The 16,737-nt window shown below is 47.2% G+C and carries 13 protein-coding genes and 1 riboswitch; of the genes, 4 read left to right on the top strand and 9 right to left on the bottom strand.

The genetic code is table 11. From position 1 onward, the window contains the following. Nucleotides 1-8: 8 nt before the first annotated feature. The 8 genes from AC4E8B_RS12320 to AC4E8B_RS12285 form a co-directional block, all read right to left on the bottom strand. Nucleotides 9-767 (bottom strand): LamB/YcsF family protein, encoded by a 759-nt coding sequence (locus AC4E8B_RS12320; protein ID WP_490219374.1) that lies wholly within the window; start codon nucleotides 765-767, stop codon nucleotides 9-11. Continuing rightward, nucleotides 754-1,731, bottom strand: a complete 978-nt coding sequence (locus tag AC4E8B_RS12315) for a 5-oxoprolinase subunit C family protein (protein WP_490219372.1) — start codon at nucleotides 1,729-1,731, stop codon at nucleotides 754-756. Before AC4E8B_RS12315 ends, AC4E8B_RS12320 begins: the two co-directional genes overlap by 14 nt. Then, nucleotides 1,722-2,420: a 5-oxoprolinase subunit PxpB gene (gene pxpB / locus AC4E8B_RS12310; RefSeq protein WP_490219371.1), complete on the bottom strand. Its 699-nt coding sequence runs from the start codon at nucleotides 2,418-2,420 to the stop codon at nucleotides 1,722-1,724. Before pxpB ends, AC4E8B_RS12315 begins: the two co-directional genes overlap by 10 nt. Before the next feature lie 73 nt (nucleotides 2,421-2,493). Then, nucleotides 2,494-2,997 (bottom strand): CBO0543 family protein, encoded by a 504-nt coding sequence (locus AC4E8B_RS12305; RefSeq protein ID WP_490219369.1) that lies wholly within the window; start codon nucleotides 2,995-2,997, stop codon nucleotides 2,494-2,496. A 194-nt stretch (nucleotides 2,998-3,191) separates the two neighbouring features. Next, nucleotides 3,192-6,641 (bottom strand): methionine synthase, encoded by a 3,450-nt coding sequence (metH, locus tag AC4E8B_RS12300; RefSeq protein WP_490219367.1) that lies wholly within the window; start codon nucleotides 6,639-6,641, stop codon nucleotides 3,192-3,194. Beyond that, nucleotides 6,619-8,484 carry a bifunctional homocysteine S-methyltransferase/methylenetetrahydrofolate reductase gene (locus tag AC4E8B_RS12295; protein WP_490219365.1) on the bottom strand — a complete coding sequence of 622 codons (1,866 nt, stop codon included), beginning with the start codon at nucleotides 8,482-8,484 and terminating at the stop codon, nucleotides 6,619-6,621. The genes metH and AC4E8B_RS12295 overlap by 23 nt, the downstream gene beginning before the upstream one ends. Then, complete coding sequence (metC, locus tag AC4E8B_RS12290) at nucleotides 8,484-9,668, bottom strand: cystathionine beta-lyase (RefSeq protein ID WP_490219363.1); 1,185 nt, start codon at nucleotides 9,666-9,668, stop codon at nucleotides 8,484-8,486. The genes AC4E8B_RS12295 and metC overlap by 1 nt, the downstream gene beginning before the upstream one ends. After that, nucleotides 9,665-10,828: a methionine biosynthesis PLP-dependent protein gene (locus AC4E8B_RS12285; protein ID WP_490219362.1), complete on the bottom strand. Its 1,164-nt coding sequence runs from the start codon at nucleotides 10,826-10,828 to the stop codon at nucleotides 9,665-9,667. Before AC4E8B_RS12285 ends, metC begins: the two co-directional genes overlap by 4 nt. A 67-nt stretch (nucleotides 10,829-10,895) precedes the next feature. Then, nucleotides 10,896-11,011: riboswitch (SAM riboswitch) on the bottom strand. Between the two features lie 179 nt (nucleotides 11,012-11,190). Here AC4E8B_RS12285 and AC4E8B_RS12280 point away from each other — a divergent pair. From AC4E8B_RS12280 to AC4E8B_RS12265, 4 genes are all read left to right on the top strand, one after another. Next, a complete protein-coding gene (locus AC4E8B_RS12280; protein WP_490219360.1) occupies nucleotides 11,191-11,388 on the top strand; it encodes a hypothetical protein in 198 nt (65 codons plus the stop codon). A gap of 497 nt (nucleotides 11,389-11,885) precedes the next feature. Beyond that, nucleotides 11,886-14,726, top strand: coding sequence for a 2-oxoglutarate dehydrogenase E1 component (gene sucA, locus AC4E8B_RS12275; protein ID WP_490219358.1), 2,841 nt, complete (start codon nucleotides 11,886-11,888; stop codon nucleotides 14,724-14,726). A gap of 1 nt (nucleotide 14,727) precedes the next feature. After that, nucleotides 14,728-15,993 carry a 2-oxoglutarate dehydrogenase complex dihydrolipoyllysine-residue succinyltransferase gene (odhB, locus tag AC4E8B_RS12270; RefSeq protein WP_490219357.1) on the top strand — a complete coding sequence of 422 codons (1,266 nt, stop codon included), beginning with the start codon at nucleotides 14,728-14,730 and terminating at the stop codon, nucleotides 15,991-15,993. 117 nt (nucleotides 15,994-16,110) lie between these two features. Next, on the top strand, nucleotides 16,111-16,236 hold the full coding sequence (locus AC4E8B_RS12265; RefSeq protein ID WP_490219356.1) for a hypothetical protein: 126 nt from the start codon (nucleotides 16,111-16,113) through the stop codon (nucleotides 16,234-16,236). Between the two features lie 119 nt (nucleotides 16,237-16,355). Here AC4E8B_RS12265 and sda read toward each other — a convergent pair whose 3' ends face one another. Further along, entirely contained in the window at nucleotides 16,356-16,478 is a 123-nt protein-coding gene (sda, locus tag AC4E8B_RS12260) for a sporulation histidine kinase inhibitor Sda (RefSeq protein ID WP_346992573.1), read from the bottom strand. Nucleotides 16,479-16,737: the final 259 nt, after the last annotated feature.

Genomic DNA, 16,737 nt, shown 5'->3' with positions numbered 1-16,737 from the left:
CCCTTTTTTTATCTGAAAGAAGCAACCTCAATGCCTCTGTCCTTTAAGGCGGCATGAAGCGACGCCGCAAATTCGAGCGCATGTAGACCATCGCCGTGGAGGCATATGGTGTCTGCTTTGATACCAATCTCATTTCCGTTCCGGCTGACGGTTTTGTTTTCAAGGACCATTGTCAGCACCTGCCCGACTGCTTCTTCCGCAGTAGAGATCAGCGCATCGCTGCTTGCTCTTGAAACAAGCGTCCCGTCATCTTCATACCTCCTGTCCGCAAATACCTCATGGGCCGTTCTGATCCCGATCCTTTCTGCTGCCTTTGTGCTTTCACTGTTATGTAAGCCAAAAAGGACGAGTTCATCGTCCACACTCTGGACAGCCCTTGCCACCGCCTCAGCAAGCCGTTTATCGCCCGCACACATATTATAGAGCGCTCCATGAGGCTTTACGTGGCTGAGCCTGCCGCCTTCCGCTTCAACAAAAGCTGAGAGTGCACCGATCTGATACAGCACCAGATCGAAGGCTTCTTCCGGATCAATATCCATCTTCCTGCGGCCAAACCCCTGGAGGTCAGGCAAACCCGGGTGCGCACCAATGGCAGTACCGTGCTGAAGGGCAAGCTTCACAGTCCTGCGCATTGTTCCCGGATCTCCTGCATGGAAGCCGCAGGCAATATTCGCGGATGTGATATAAGCCATTATTTCCTCATCAGATCCGATCTTGAAGCTTCCAAAGCTTTCACCGAGATCACAGTTCAAGTCAATTTTCTTCATTCATATGCACCTCTTTCTGCCATTTTTCCCGTACGAATTTTGTAATGTATCTTATAGTTTTTACATGATCCATATAAGCTGTTTGTGCTTCATCCAGGGAGGCAGCCGTAAACCTGATCTTATCTCCCGGTTTTTTCTGTGCCAGGATTGGAAGGTCTGCCGACAGGACTTGAGCGATTTTCGGGTACCCGCCCGTTGTCTGCCTTTCGGCCATCAGGATGATCGGATTGCCGTCAGCAGGCACCTGTACCGTCCCGAATGAAACTGGTTCTGTAATCATTTCAGTTTCCCGGTCTTTAGTGAGTTCAGGGCCCTTCAGCCTGTATCCCATCCTGTCGGAGTCTGCTGAAATAGTAAACTCCTGCTCTGAGAACTTCTTCATAACATCAGGAGAAAACCAGTCAGACTGCCTTCCGGGCATCACCCTGACATGATTCTCATGATGATAAGAAGATAGGGAGGGGGAGAAGCTCCAGCTTCTGCTGAATCGGCCGGAGGATTGTCTGATAGGAATCACATCATTTTTCTCTAATGTTCTGCCCTCCAGGCCCCCAAATCCTGCTTTTAGATACGTGCTCCTGCTGTTCATTATAGGAGGCACCATGATGCCGCCATGGACGGCCATATATAAACGGCATCCCGCCTTCATCCTCCCAAAAGAAAGTACATTCCCTTTTTTGGCAGAAATCGGCCTTCCGCCCTGGATATGGATGCCGTTCAGCTTTGCTTCTGTCTCAGCCCCGAAAATGCTGAAGATGGCGTCCTTTTCGAAAAGCAGCTCGGGTCCAATCAAGGTAATTTCAAGAGCCGCTTCATCAGAAAAATTGCCCGCTGCCAGATTAGCAAAGGTATAAGAGAAAAGGTCCATCGCACCTGAGGGCGATACTCCGAGGTTTTGGAATCCTTTCCTTCCTGCATCCTGGACAGTTGTCATCAGTCCCGGCTTCAGAACTTTTATTCCCATAGGATGCCGCCCCCTGACTGAAACTCTGCTTCTTCAATCGGAAAGAAACGTAAGCGGTCCCCGGGCTTAAGATAGCTGGGTTCTTGTCTTTTGGGATCGAATAACGTTATCGGTGTTCTTCCAATAATCTGCCAGCCTCCTGGCGTCTCGGAAGGGTATATCCCTGTCTGCCTCCCAGCAATGCCCACCGAGCCAGAGGGAATTCTCAATCTTGGGGAATTTTTGCGCGGTGCCGCTATGCGCGGATCCATTCCGCCCAAGAAGGGGAAGCCTGGAGAGAAGCCGAGAAAGAAAATCTCATAATCTCTTTCACTATGCATCTCTATAACTTCTTTTTCGGACAATCCATTTGAGCGGGCTACAAAAGCCAGGTCAGGGGCGCAGGCCCCTTCATAGCAGACGGGGATTTCCAGCAGACGAGAGGCGCCATCCAGTTCGATTTCTTCTTCAAGCTTTTCATCTATCAAAGAAGAGGCTGCCTCAAAGGGAGATAAAGTGCCGACGTCATAAGGGTCATAATGAACAGCCAATGTATGAAAGGCAGGAACGCATTCAATCATGCCCCTGAAGGGTTTTCTGGATAAAAGGGAAGCGGCTTTCCGGACCTGCTGATTGCTTTCCGGGGTGATTTTATTGCCAAACTCAAGGATGATGCAGCTGTCGCCTGCAGCATATGTACGATAATGCATGTTTGCACCAGCTTTCTCTAAGTAGTCAGAAATGAACCATTATACAGACTATTGTACAAGATAGGTCCAATATTTAAAAGGCAAGCTGCACCGGCACTTTGAATAGCCAGACCAGCAAAGCGATGATTAAAGCAGACAGCACGTAGGAGATCAGCGGCTGCTTGTAATGCAGCCTGATCATGATATACATCAGCGGGTAAAAGAGCAGCTCCATCCAATATTGATAGCCATTCTCAAAAACAATCATTCCTGTTGCAACGAAGGGGAACTCTCCGGCAAATGAAAGTAAGCTCCAAAGAACAATGTAACGGAGGCGGCGCCCTTTTTCCGGATAGTATGCCAGATAAAGCAGCGCAATGGCCGGAAGGATGGCAAATGCATGGAACAGCTCTCCTGCAAAATGTGTTTTTAATGGAATGCTCTGATGCTTCCACAATAAATGATCTTTGCAGATGAAATTATACAAAAGAACTAAAACAGAGGTATAAAGCATGGTGGGATGAAATTCCCGCCAATTCTTCCAAGCTTTAGAATAGCCAGCGCAAACAGCAAGGATAAGGGATAATGTAATATTCATCTTCTGCACCTCAATAGGAGAAATCATTTTATAATTTACTTTTTTTGTAAAAATTACACCCTATTACATTGAATTTACAAAAAAATACAGCAGGCGCACCTGTTGAACGTCAATTAAGTATTGTTAATTCCCCATGAACCTTACAAGGTTTTCTAAACGGCGAAAAAGCCTGCCGTCATTGGCAGGCCACCGCATCAGTTTTTCAAAACATTAAAATATCGCGCTTCCGGGTGAGCAAAAACCATGGCTGAAACTGAAGCTTCCGGCTCCATCATGAACCCTTCCGTCAATTCTATGCCAATGTCTTCCGGTTTGATCAGATCAAAAAGCTTCCGCTGATCTTCAAGCTCCGGGCAGGCGGGATAGCCGAATGAAAAGCGCTGACCCTGATATTTAGCCGAAAACCTTTCTTTCATGGTAAAGCCGACAGGATCCGGGAAGCCCCAGCGGTCTCTTATCTGCCTGTGGATTAATTCTGCAAAGCCTTCCGCCGTTTCAAGAGCTAAAGCCTGCAGGGCGTGGTTTTCAAGGAAACGGCCGGCCTTTTTAAGTTTCCCGGCAATCTCCCTGATTCCATTGCCGGCGGTAACAGAGAAAAAGGCCACATAGTCCATTTCCCCGCCGGAAGCAGGTTTCAAATAATCGGCAAGGCATAAATAAGGTTCACTCTGCTGTCTCGGGAATTCAAATGTTTCTATTATCCTGCTATGGTTGTTTTTGTCGTAAATGATGACCTTATTTCCGTCTGATTGTGCAGGGAAAAATTGGTAGATGGCCCCGGGTATTATCCAGCCCTCAGTTTTTGCCTGAATGATAAGAGAATCTACAGTATCATGCAATTTCAGTGCCTTTTCATTGCCAGAATCAATGAGGCTCTTGATATTGCCCTTCAGCCCCAAATGGTGCCCCAAAAGCATCTGCCTGTTGATATAAGGTTCTATATGCCCGAGGGTATAGGATTTAAGGACATGCCGCTCTAAATCCTGCGGAACATAAACTGGTACATCGGTCCTGACAGCTGGCCTTTCCTTTACTGCAGCAGGAGCTCCGCCTTTTCTTTCTCCAGAAGAAGAAGGAAGGGGGAGGGAACGCTTTTCCTCTTGCTGGGCAAGGAGCCTGCTGTACTCAGGTTCATCCCGGAGCTGATCGGCTATCGATAATCCATTCATAGCATCTTTTGCATACATAACAAGGCCATTATATTCCCTTGAAATCTTTGTATCCGTGAATTTCCTTGATAGAGCCGCACCGCCGACAAGAATCGGGATATTAATGCCTGCCTGCTTCATATCTGAAGCAGTTACGACCATCTGCTGGGCGGATTTTACAAGCAGGCCGGAAAGTCCGACCATATCTGGCTTCTCTTTTTTTACTGCTTCAATAAGCGCAGAAGGCGACACTTTGATGCCGAGGTCGACCACTTGGTAGCCGTTATTGCTGAGGATGATTTCAACAAGGTTTTTGCCAATATCATGAACGTCTCCTTTTACAGTTGCCAGGATGATTTTCCCTTTTCCTGACGAAGTTCCTTTTTCCATAAATGGTTCAAGAAAGGAAACGGATGCCTTCATTACTTCTGCACTCTGCAGCACCTCGGCAACGATCAGCTGGTTGTCGTTGAAAAGGCGTCCCACTTCTTTCATGCCTTCCATCAGGGGACCGTTGATGATTTCCAGAGGCGAAGGGTACTCAGTCATTGCCGCTTCAAGATCAGCCAGCAGGCCTTCTTTCGTTCCCTCGACAACATAATAAGCAAGCCGTTCTGCCAGGCTCATATCAGGGAGCAGGCTTTTTTCTTCCTTTTTCTTGCCGCGGTAAAATTCAGTGAATACTGCCAGTGCTTCATCTGTGGTAAGGAATAACAGTTTTTCCGCCAGCGCGATTTCTTCTTGTGAAATACTGGCAAAACGCTCGAGCTTTTCGGTATTCACTATCGCATAGTCCAGTCCGGCCTGTGTACAGTGGTAAAGAAAGACGGAATTAAGGATTTCTCTGCCTACAGGGGGCAGGCCAAAAGAAACATTGCTGATGCCAAGGATTGTCTGGGTCCTGGGAAAACGTTCCTTTATCAGGCGGATTCCTTCAACAGTCGCTTTCGCTGAACCGATGTATTGTTCATCGCCGGTCCCGACCGGGAAGACAAGCGGGTCGAAAATGATGTCCTCTGGGGGAATCCCATACTTTTCAACAAGAAGAAGGTAGGAGCGCTCTGCGATTTCCAGCTTCCTATCTGCACTTACTCCCATGCCCGATTCGTCTATGGTACCGACGACAACTGCTGCCCCATACAGGCGTATGAGCGGGGCGATTGCCTCGAATCTTTCCTCGCCATCTTCCAGATTGATAGAGTTGATCACCGATTTTCCCTGTAAGTAGATGAGGGCTTTTTCGATGACTTTCTCATCGGTAGAATCGATGACGATCGGAGCTTTTATTTTTTTTGTAACTTCTTTTATGAAGTTTTCCATATCTTCCAATTCATCGCGATCAGGGTCAGCCAGGCAGATATCAATAACATGGGCGCCATTTTTGACCTGTGCCCGGGCGACCTCCGAGGCTTCTTCATATCTGCCCTCGGCAATCAGCCTTTTGAATTTCCTTGATCCGATAACATTGGTCCGTTCACCGACCATGATAGGGCGGAGGGAAGGGTCATCATAGATGAGCGGCTCGATGCCTGAAACTTTGTGGGCAGTCCCGGCAGCGATTTTCCGCGGCTTAAATTGGTGCATCTTATCAGCAATTGCCTTAATATGCTCCGGAGTAGTCCCGCAGCAGCCGCCCACGATGTTCAGCCAGCCTTGCGATGCGAACCCTGCAAGCTTTTCTGCAAGGGATTCCGGAGTCTCATGGTAGCGGCCTTCTTCATCAGGGAGTCCTGCATTCGGATAGCAGCTGACCGCTGCATTTGCCAGGGAAGATAAAGACCTGATATGCTCCTGCATAAACTCCGGGCCTGTTGCGCAATTCAGCCCCACAGCCAGCGGTTTCATATGTTCGAGCGAAATATAGAAAGCTTCTATAGACTGGCCGGCAAGAGTAGTCCCCATTGGCTCGATCGTGCCTGAAACAATCAGGGGGAGAGTGATGCCGGTCTTTTTAAAAGCGTTTTGGATCCCTATGTATCCAGCTTTGACGTTAAGCATATCCTGGCTGGTCTCGAGAAGGAGGAGATCTGCCTTCCCATCGATCAGCCCGCAGGCTTGTTCCTCATAAGAAAGGGCGAGTGCTTCAAATGTAGTTCCTCCTGTCACACTGAGTGTTTTCGTTGTAGGGCCCATTGCACCTGCAACAAATCGGGGCCATGAAGAGGTGCTCATCCGATCAGCCGCAATCCTTGCAATTAATGATGCTGTTTTATTGATTTCATAGGCTTTTTCTCCAAGGCTGTACTCATCAAGCACAAGGCTTGCAGCCCCGAAAGTATTGGTTTCTATAATGTCGGCGCCTGCTTTTAGGTAGGCCATGTGGATTTCTTCAATCACATTTGGAGCTGTAAGGTTCAAGTGCTCATTGCAGCCCTCGAACTCTTCGCCGCCGAAATCCGCTGCAGAAAGGTCCGTTCTCTGCAGCATGGTTCCCATGGCGCCATCCATGATCAGGATTTTATTATTCATTCTCTCAGACAGAGATATCTTTGGCATTTTTGCTCCTCCTGGCTGCTTTCAGCTTCTCGCTGCGCGCATATACTGCAAGCTCGGCTGTAAGCTCATACTTCATGAATGGGGTGATTAAATAGATGCCATTGAAAAGCGCTGCTGCTGCATCAATCAATTCTTTGCTTATGCTGATTCCTTCACGGGCCGACCGGAGGGGGTCATCTTTAAGACTATTCATGCGTTCCCTGATTTTGTCTGATATCTTGATGCCTGGCACCTCATTATGAAGGAAATCGGCATTCCTGCTGCTTGTCAGCGGCATCAGGCCGATATAAATCGGCTGTTCCAGGTGCCTGGTGGCTTCATAGACCTCAAGAAGCTTTTCTTCAGAAAATATTGGCTGGGTGATAAAATAATCCGCACCGCAAGCTGCCTTTTTTTCAAGCCTTTGAACTGCCTTCTCAAGAGAGCGGACATTCGGATTGAAGGCGGCGGCAACGGAGAATGCTGCCTTTTGGCCAAGGTCCTTGCCAGAAACCGAGCGGCCCTCATTCAGCTGCTTGATCATCTGGATCAGCTCAAAGGAGGACATGTCATAGACAGAGGAAGCGCCGGGGAAATCACCGACCCTCGCCGGATCTCCGGTTATGGCTAGAATATCATGGAGCCCGAGTGTATGGAGGCCCATTAAGTGTGACTGCAGTCCTATGATATTCCGGTCCCGGCATGTCAGATGGATGAGCGGGCGGAGCCCAAGCCGGGTCTTCGCCAGATAGCCTAGTGCTTCATTCGAGATACGGGGGGATGCCAGCGAATTATCAGCCAGCGTAATGGCGTCGGCCCCTGCGTCCTGCAGTGCCTTGGCTCCCGCAAAAAATCTGTCAGTATCCAGTTTCCTTGGCGGGTCCAGCTCAACGATGACCGACTGCTTTTCCTTTACCAGATCCTGCAGGGGAGGCTGATCCCTTTTTGCTTCTTTTGGCAATACCTGAATTCTCACTTTTGGCTCCTTAATTTCTTTTTCCTCTAAAGGAACTGCACCCTTCAATTCCTCTGAAAATGCACGGATGTGGGAGGGCGTGGTGCCGCAGCAGCCTCCAAGCAGCCGGACTCCCTGATTTCTGAAAGCTTTGGCCGACTGCCTGAAATAGTCTGCGTCACCTTCATAATGGAATTTTCCATCTGTGTATGCCGGCAGGCTTGCGTTCGGATATGCCGATAAATAGGCCTTCCGGGGGAGGGGAATCTCTTCGAGCGTCAGCAGCATATGATGGGGGCCTAGCCTGCAATTCAGCCCGACGATATCCGCTCCTAGAGCTTCCAATTTAAACAGTGCTTCCCTTATAGGGGTATGATCCTGCATGATCCCGGTTTCCTGGAGTGATACCTGTGCGATGATGGGGAGTCCTGTTTCTTTCCTGGCGATCGAGAGGACCGTTTCCAGTTCATTGAGATCATAATAGGTTTCAAGCTGAATCGCATCGACCCCCTCCATCAGGAGGCAATAAAGCTGCTCCCTGAAGCTCCTCTTTATTTCATCTAAAGATATGGAGTTGGGCTTGATCCCGCGGTTGCCGCCTATTGTGCCGGCAACAAAGGCTTTATTGCCGGCAGCCTTCCTTGCAAGCGCGACAGCAGCACTGTTTATTTCCTTTACATGATCCTCAAGGCCGTAGCGCTGAAGCTTCAAGTAATTGGCTGCATATGTGTTTGTCTGGATCAGAGTTGCGCCTGCATCTATATAAGCTTGATGGATATTTCGAATCTGGTCTGGCTGGGACACATTCAGTTCTTCAGAGCAGAAATCGGTCCCATATGAATAGAGGAGGGTGCCCATCGCTCCATCCGCAATGACAATCTGCTTTTCCATTATTTCTAATAAATCCATTATTTCAACCTCGCTGCATGATAGGTTCTCTCTGCAGCAGCAAGCGCCCTGCTGAAATCATCTATCAGATCATCAGGATTTTCGAGCCCTGCGGAGAGGCGGAGAAGGGAATCTGAAATACCGCGTCTGCTTCTTTCCGGAGCAGGCATGGATGCATGGGACATCCTGGCAGGCCAGGAGAGGATTGATTCGACTGCCCCAAGACTGACTGCAAAAACAGGGATTTCAAGAGCGGCAGCAAATCTCCTCAGCACATCCTCGCCCTCAAGCTCAAAGGACAGCACAGCTCCCGGCCCGGCTGCCTGTTCTTTCTGCAGCTCATACTGCGGATGCTTTTCAAGCCCCGGATAATGCACTTTCTTGACAAGATGGTGATTCTGAAGAAAATAAGCAATTTTCTGCGCGGCTTTCATTGACTGCTGCAGCCTTACATGAAGGGTTTTCAGCCCTCTCAGCACAAGCCAGCAGTCCTGCACGCCAAGGACAGCCCCAAAGGAATTCTGCAAAAAGGCCACTTTTTCAGCAAGTCCTGGATCTTTTACTGCACAAAGGCCTGCAACGACGTCACTGTGTCCCGAGATGAATTTCGTCGCGCTGTGAAGGACGATATCTGCCCCTAGGTCCAGCGGCTTTTGAAGCTGCGGAGTCATGAAGGTGTTATCAACAAAGGTTAATGCACCATTTTGCCTGGCAATGCTGGCAATGCTTCTAATATCCGAAACCTTCAGGAGAGGATTGGAAGGTGTTTCAACATAAAACAGTTTTGTGTGTGGAAGCGCAGCTTCTTTTACTTCTTCTATATTAGTCATATCTGCAAAGGTGTAATCGATCCCGTAGCGTGAGAGGACCTCGGTGACCATCCTGTACGTCCCGCCGTATACATCCTCCGAAATGACGACATGGTCACCTTTTGATAGAAGGAGGAAGCAAGTGGAGATGGCCGCCATACCTGAGGAAAAGGCAAATCCTCTGGAACCGCCCTCAAGGCCGGAAATTACATCTTCGAGCGCCTCCCTTGTCGGATTAAGGCTCCGTGCATAGTCGTATTTCCCAAAAGAATCGAGATTCTTTTGATGGAAAGTGGAGGCATGATGAATCGGTATGCTTACAGCCCCCGTATATGGGTCTGTTTTCTGTTTATTATGCAATAGCTTTGTCTCGAATCGATAACAGTCTTCCTTCATCCTGCATTCACTCCCTCGATACAGGCGCTGAAAGCCTGTTCCAAATCGTCCCTCAAATCACCGGGATCCTCTATGCCTACAGAAAACCTGAGGAGCTTCCTGCAGATTCCATTGGCTAACCGGGTTTCTTCCGGTATATCGGCATGCGTCTGTGTGGCAGGGTAGGTAATGAAGCTTTCAGTACCGCCAAGACTTTCGGCAAAAGTGATGAGATTCAGCTTTTGAAGAAATAAGTCTACCCATTTTTCTTCATGGACCCTGAAGGAGAGCATTCCGCCCTTTCCGGGATACAGCACTTCTTCAACACATCCATGGCTGCTGAGGTATTCTGCCATTTTACCTGCATTGCTTTCATGCTTTTCCATCCTGAGGGCAAGGGTCTTCATCCCCCTCATCAGAAGCCAGGAATCAAACGGGCTTAATACTGCCCCGGAAGCATTATGGTGAAGGGCAAGTGAGGCGCACAGATCTGCTCCGCGTGCAGCAATCAGGCCGGCAAGCACATCATTATGGCCCCCAAGATATTTTGTGGCGCTGTGAATGACTATATCGGCTCCCAGCTGGATCGGCTGCTGAATGAAAGGAGTATAAAAAGTATTATCAACAATCAATAGAAGCCCATGCTGGCGGGCAAGTCTGGATACAGCTGCAATGTCAGCCTGCTGCATGAGCGGGTTAGTCGGCGTTTCCAGGAAGATTGCTTTTGTATGAGGTGAAATTTCTCTCCTTACCGCATCGATATCAGAGGTGTCTGCGTATTTCGAGATCAGCCCCCATTTGGCAAAACCCTGTTCTAACAGTCTGTAGGTGCCTCCATAAAGATCCTTTGACACCACCAGCTCATCACCTGAACGGAATAGTGATAAAACGGTGGAGATTGCGCTCATGCCAGAGCTGCATGCATAACCTTGATCTGCCTTCTCAAGGCTGCTAATCGCCTGCTCAAGGATTTCCCTTGTCGGATTCCCCGTCCTTACATAATCATAGCCGTTGGATTTGCCGATCCCTTCATGGCGGTAAGCTGTTGAAAAATAAACCGGGGGGTTGACGGTTCCCGTATGCAGATCGCTTCGATTTCCAAGCTGCGCCAATAATGTTTCTGTCTTCACCAATGCTTTCACTCCTTTTTTGCTGCATAGTGCATCTGCCCAAGCTATCATGCTTCTTGCAAAATAAAAAAAAGTCTTCTATAAGAAGAAGACTTTTTGGATGCAGCACTTGTCATTCTTCTTATCTTTCAAGCCCATTAAGGACTTGCAGGAATTAGCACCTTTTCAATGGGTTTTCCATTGAAGGTTGCTGAGGCTTCACAGGGCCGTACCCTCTGCCTCTCTTGATAAGAAATATTGTTATTGAATTTTCTATACTTTACAACATGACTCAACTATAAGTCAATGAACTTTCAAAATATTTTAAAAATACATTCAGAAATGGAAATTTTTAAAATATGAAAATTCAGAATTTTTGTCATAAAATAGATCTAAGAAGAATGGAAAGTGAAGGTGAGTCCATGCAAAAGCATATGAAAAACTGTCAGTTATTTTATGATGACATTGAAAACGGCGAGCTGCCTGAAGAGAGAGGCAATACACCTTTTCTGCAGGCGGACATCCCGGTCAAAGGGCCTTATGTCTTTCCGCCTTACAGCAGACAGGAAAGCCTGTTCACTATGAGGCAAAAAAAAGCAAAGCAGCTGGGTATTTATATAGAAAGAATTTGAAGAAGAGCGGGTAAGGAAAGAGGTTATCAGCGGAGGTTATGGAAAACGGCTTGGCCTTCAGCGGAAAATATTGCATTCTATCGAAGTTTGCCGTCACAAATGACCGGGGTATTTTACCGGTTTTTTTTGATTATTAGAATAATATTGGGCTTCCAGTTTCAAAAAAATCATTAGCCCTTTACAGCCTTAAAGTTAGATATCTACCTATTATACCACTACTATATTCAATATGGAGTGAAAAAAATAGAATAATCATTTTTTTAATATAGATTTTGAAGCAATGAAAAAAAATTTCATTTTTCTTCTAATTTTCAGTTTAAATCCTTTGTACGATAGGGATTTGCGTGGTAAAATGTCATTGAAAACGTTTTATCCTCTGAATAAAATTATTATTCATACAATTTTGCGTTACTATTTCATATATTAGGGTAAAAATTTACGGGATAAAATGCCGGAAACTAAATGTTTTCTTAAAAAAACACTCGGAGGTAATTTTCATGAAAACGCCATCCAACGGCGAGGGACCTTTACAGGGGTTTCATGGACCAAACCTTGGCTATGTTATTGAACTATATGAAAGATTCCTGGAGGACCCTCAATCAGTTGACGCTGATATGAGAGACTATTTCGAAAAATGGGGATCTCCTGAACAAGCACAGATCAACACCATTGAAAATGATAAACCAGTCCAGGCTGCTGCTCCCGGACAGCTGGAAAAAACATTGGCAGCTATCCGCCTTGCGGATAATATCAGGGCATACGGCCATATTTCGGCTGATATCTACCCATTGAAGAACAACAAGCCGGAGAAGGATATCCTGTCCCTGGAACAATACGGATTATCCAGAAAAGACCTGGAACAGGTGCCGGCATCGATCATCTGTTCAGATGCACCTGCCCATGTCCGCAATGGATATGAAGCCATTGAGCATCTTAAGAACGTATATACCCAAACAATAGCTTTTGAGTTTCATCATGTATATGATGTGAACGAAAAAAACTGGCTGCGCCATAAGGTAGAAACCGGAACGCTTCTTGCAGAGCCTACAAAGGAAAAGAAAGTGGGCGTCCTCAAAAGGCTGATGGAGGTTGAAGAGTTTGAAAAATTCCTCCACCGCACCTTTGTAGGGCAAAAGCGCTTTTCAATCGAGGGACTTGATACACTTGTACCGCTATTGGACGAGCTTGTTGCAGAATCTGTTGTCGACGGCGCGAAGACAATCAATATCGGGATGGCTCACCGCGGACGCCTTAATGTCCTTGCACATGTCCTTGGGAAGCCGTACGAAATGATTTTCGCTGAATTCCAGCATGCACCAAATAAAGAGCTTGTTCCTTCAGAAGGCTCTATCGGGATCAACTACGGCTGGACAGGAGATGTGAAATACCATCTTGGACTGGACAGGCAGATCAAGAAAGAAAATACTACCAAAGCCAGGCTTACTCTCGCTAATAATCCAAGCCACCTTGAGTTCGTGGGCGCTGTAGTCGAAGGTTTCACCAGGGCAGCACAGGATGACAGAAGCGAATCCGGCTATCCGAAGGAAGACCCAAGCTCCGCAATGGCCATTCTGATTCATGGCGATGCAGCATTTCCCGGACAGGGAACTGTGGCGGAAACATTGAATCTCAGCCAGCTTACCGGATACCGGACTGGCGGAACGGTCCATATCATTGCCAATAATACAATCGGCTTTACAACAGAATCCCAGGATTCCAGATCAACACGATATGCGAGCGACCTTGCAAAAGGCTACGAAATTCCGATTCTCCACGTGAACGCGGATGATCCCGAAGCTGTTGTAGCTGCAGCCCAATTGGCATGTGAATACAGGGCGAAGTTCAACAAGGATTTCCTGATTGACCTGATAGGGTACCGCCGTTTCGGACATAACGAAATGGATGAGCCTATGACGACTAATCCGCTTATGTACAATATCATACATAAGCGCCCAACCATTAAAACTCTATACAGCGAACAGCTTGTAGGAAACGGCACTCTTTCCAGTGATGCTCTGGAAAGCTTGGGCGCTGAAGTTCTTGAAACGCTCAAAGAGGCCTATAACAAGGTTCCTGACAAGAAAAAGGAAATCGAGGAAACCAATCCGCCTGAAACGGTTGAAAAAGGCATTCCTGAACTGGCGACTGCCGTGGATCTGAGTTCATTAAAACAAATTAATGAAGAGCTGCTCACTTGGCCTGAAGATTTCAAAGTCTTCAACAAACTGGATAAGATTTTGAAGCGCAGGACAGAGGCACTCGAAGGCAACGGAAAGATTGACTGGGGCCTTGCAGAAACTCTCGCATTCGCCTCCATCCTGAAGGACGGCACGCCGATCCGCCTGTCTGGACAGGATTCAGAGCGCGGCACGTTTGCACAGAGAAACGTAGTCCTGCACGACAGCAGTTCAGGAAAAGCTTATTCACCATTGCATATGCTTTCTTCTTCCAAAGCATCATTTGCAGTCCACAACAGCCCGCTGTCAGAAATGGCGGTAGTCGGCTTTGAGTATGGATACAATGTATTCGCTCCTGAAACACTAGTGCTTTGGGAAGCGCAATACGGAGATTTCTCAAATGCTGCACAGGTCATGTTCGACCAATTCATTTCAGCAGGAAGAGCGAAATGGGGGCAGAAGTCCGGACTTGTCATGCTTCTTCCTCATGGTTACGAAGGACAGGGGCCTGAGCACTCCAGCGGCAGGGTTGAAAGATTCCTGACCTTGGCTGCGGAAAACAACTGGACAGTGGCCAACCTGACTTCTTCTGCCCAGTACTTCCATATTCTGAGAAGACAGGCTGCCATCCTGAACAGGGAAGAAGTAAGGCCTCTTGTCCTCATGTCGCCTAAAAGCCTGCTCCGCAACCCGAATGTTGCTTCCAACGGGCTGGAGCTCAGCGAAGGGGCCTTCCAGCCGATCATTGAACAGCCTGGATTGGGACAGGCAAAAGATCAGGTGAAAAGGATTGTGTTTGGTACAGGAAAGATCATGATCGACCTTCATGAAAATATTGAAGATGCAGCTAAGCTTGACTGGCTTCATATTTTAAGGGTCGAAGAAATTTACCCGTTCCCGATGAAGAAAATCAGAAGCATCCTTGAACAGTATCCAAACGTTGAGGAAATCGTATGGGTTCAGGAAGAGCCGAAGAATATGGGAGCATGGAATTTTGTAGAACCGCGCCTTGCCGAATTGGCTCCAGCCGGTGCAAAAGTTTCCTATACCGGAAGACGCCGCCGTTCAAGCCCGGCAGAGGGTGACCCGAACGTCCACAAAAAAGAACAAGCGCGCATCATTAATGAAGTCTTAACACGTACGGAAGAAGGAGGATTTTAAAGTGGCAGAAATAAAAGTTCCAGAATTGGCGGAATCAATTACAGAAGGTACGGTGGCTCAATGGCTGAAACAGCCGGGCGACTTTGTCAATAAAGGGGATTATGTCGTAGAGCTGGAAACCGACAAAGTCAATGTTGAAATCATCTCTGAATACAGCGGCGTCATCAAGGATCTCGGCGCACAAGAAGGCGACACTGTCCAGGTTGGCGAAACGATTGCGACAGTTGATACGGAAGCGACAGAAGGCAGTGCTCCTGCTGAAGAAGCTCCAGCTGTGAAAGCGCCTCAGGCATCTGAGCCGCCGGCTGCTCCGAAAGAGCCTGTAACAAACGAAGCTAAGCCGCAGACAGAAGAAGAACAGGAAAAGAAGCAGCGTCCGATCGCTTCTCCTGCAGCACGCAAGATGGCCAGGGAAAAAGGCATTGACCTCAGCCAGGTTCCGACAGCCGACCCTCTTGGCCGCGTAAGGGCCCATGATGTTTCCGGCTACAACCCACAGGCTGCAAAGCAGGAATCAAAGCCAGCAGCAGCCCCGGCACCTGCTGCCCAGCCGGCACAGGACAGCAAGCCTGTTGAACGCGTCCGTATGTCCCGCCGCAGACAGACGATTGCCAATCGCCTTGTTGAGGTTCAGCAGAATGCTGCCATGCTGACAACGTTCAATGAAGTTGATATGACCAATGTCATGAACCTGCGCAAGCGCCGCAAAGACAAGTTCTTTGAAGAAAATGACGTCAAGCTTGGCTTCATGTCCTTCTTCACTAAAGCTGTTGTAGCTGCGCTGAAGAAGAATCCTTTATTGAATGCTGAAATCCAGGGTGATGAATTAGTCCTTAAGAAATTCTATGATATCGGCATCGCCGTTTCAGCAAAGGAAGGCCTTGTCGTACCTGTCGTGCGTGATGCTGACCGGAAGAATTTTGCTGAAATTGAAGGCGACATTATGGATCTTGCCGATAAAGCAAGAAATAACAAGCTTTCATTGAATGACCTTCAGGGAGGAACTTTTACAATCACTAATGGCGGAGTATTCGGTTCACTCCTTTCAACTCCGATCCTGAACGGCCCGCAGGTGGGGATCCTGGGAATGCACAGCATCCAGATGCGCCCGGTTGCAATTGACGCCGAGAAGATGGAAAACCGCCCTATGATGTATATTGCCCTATCCTACGATCACCGCATTGTTGACGGGAAAGAAGCAGTTACCTTCCTAAAACGTGTTAAAGAACTGATTGAAGATCCAGAATCATTGCTTTTTGAAGCTTAATAGATAAAAAGCAGAGCCTGACGGGCTCTGCTTTTTTTATTCACCTAAAAAAGTTTCCTCAAGGAAACTTTTTGTACTTTTTTGAATAAGCTGTATAAAAAGCAGGAGTGAGGAAAAATGGGACGGATCCAAAAAAAAATTTACAGCTACTCGGCGATCATGAAAAAAGCAGGGATCATTAATGATGCTGAATACCAGAAGATCATTGAGGCTTGCTGCGGCGGAAAAAGAAGAAGCGGATGAAAAGAGTAATAATATGTACTTGGCGGAGCTTGGACAAAAATCAGGAAAGAATGGGGAAGTTAAACGCGGATTATCTAAAAAACCCGTTTAGAATGCTCTAAACGGGTAATGTGCTTCATTTAATTCTTAAATGGCCTTAGACCTCTTCGCTGAATTTCACCTTTAAGTATGTTGATCCATTCTTTTTCCATGCCAGTTTTCAATGCATCACGATACGAGACGACAAGCTGTTCATTACTCATAATTTTCATTTTGCATTCCTCCCAGAAAAAGAATTGAATATTCTTACTATTAACTTATTGTAAATGATTGTGAACGTTTTGAAAAGCGATATGGGTAAAAAATTTATAATTAGTCCTTTTGTATCTTTTTCAGCAAAGTTTGCTCCTATAAGAGTATTTTTTCCAAAAAAGGGTATAGCTTTAATTTAATATTGTTTGAATATAGACGCTTGTTCTTTTAAAAAAGTAAAATAGATTGTGAGAAGCATACAAGAAATGA

Source organism: Bacillus sp. SRL543 (assembly GCF_984799205.1).
This window is presented reverse-complemented; position numbering and strand designations above follow the sequence as displayed.

What these genes read in the sequence shown, in the direction of transcription:
- AC4E8B_RS12320 (WP_490219374.1), bottom strand. Translation starts at nt 767, where the DNA reads ATGAAGAAAATTGACTTGAACTGTGATCTCGGTGAAAGCTTTGGAAGC.
- AC4E8B_RS12315 (WP_490219372.1), bottom strand. Translation starts at nt 1,731, where the DNA reads ATGGGAATAAAAGTTCTGAAGCCGGGACTGATGACAACTGTCCAGGAT.
- pxpB (WP_490219371.1), bottom strand. Translation starts at nt 2,420, where the DNA reads ATGCATTATCGTACATATGCTGCAGGCGACAGCTGCATCATCCTTGAG.
- AC4E8B_RS12305 (WP_490219369.1), bottom strand. Translation starts at nt 2,997, where the DNA reads ATGAATATTACATTATCCCTTATCCTTGCTGTTTGCGCTGGCTATTCT.
- metH (WP_490219367.1), bottom strand. Translation starts at nt 6,641, where the DNA reads ATGCCAAAGATATCTCTGTCTGAGAGAATGAATAATAAAATCCTGATC.
- AC4E8B_RS12295 (WP_490219365.1), bottom strand. Translation starts at nt 8,484, where the DNA reads ATGGATTTATTAGAAATAATGGAAAAGCAGATTGTCATTGCGGATGGA.
- metC (WP_490219363.1), bottom strand. Translation starts at nt 9,668, where the DNA reads ATGAAGGAAGACTGTTATCGATTCGAGACAAAGCTATTGCATAATAAA.
- AC4E8B_RS12285 (WP_490219362.1), bottom strand. Translation starts at nt 10,828, where the DNA reads ATGATAGCTTGGGCAGATGCACTATGCAGCAAAAAAGGAGTGAAAGCA.
- AC4E8B_RS12280 (WP_490219360.1), top strand. Translation starts at nt 11,191, where the DNA reads ATGAAAAACTGTCAGTTATTTTATGATGACATTGAAAACGGCGAGCTG.
- sucA (WP_490219358.1), top strand. Translation starts at nt 11,886, where the DNA reads ATGAAAACGCCATCCAACGGCGAGGGACCTTTACAGGGGTTTCATGGA.
- AC4E8B_RS12265 (WP_490219356.1), top strand. Translation starts at nt 16,111, where the DNA reads ATGGGACGGATCCAAAAAAAAATTTACAGCTACTCGGCGATCATGAAA.
- sda (WP_346992573.1), bottom strand. Translation starts at nt 16,478, where the DNA reads ATGAGTAATGAACAGCTTGTCGTCTCGTATCGTGATGCATTGAAAACT.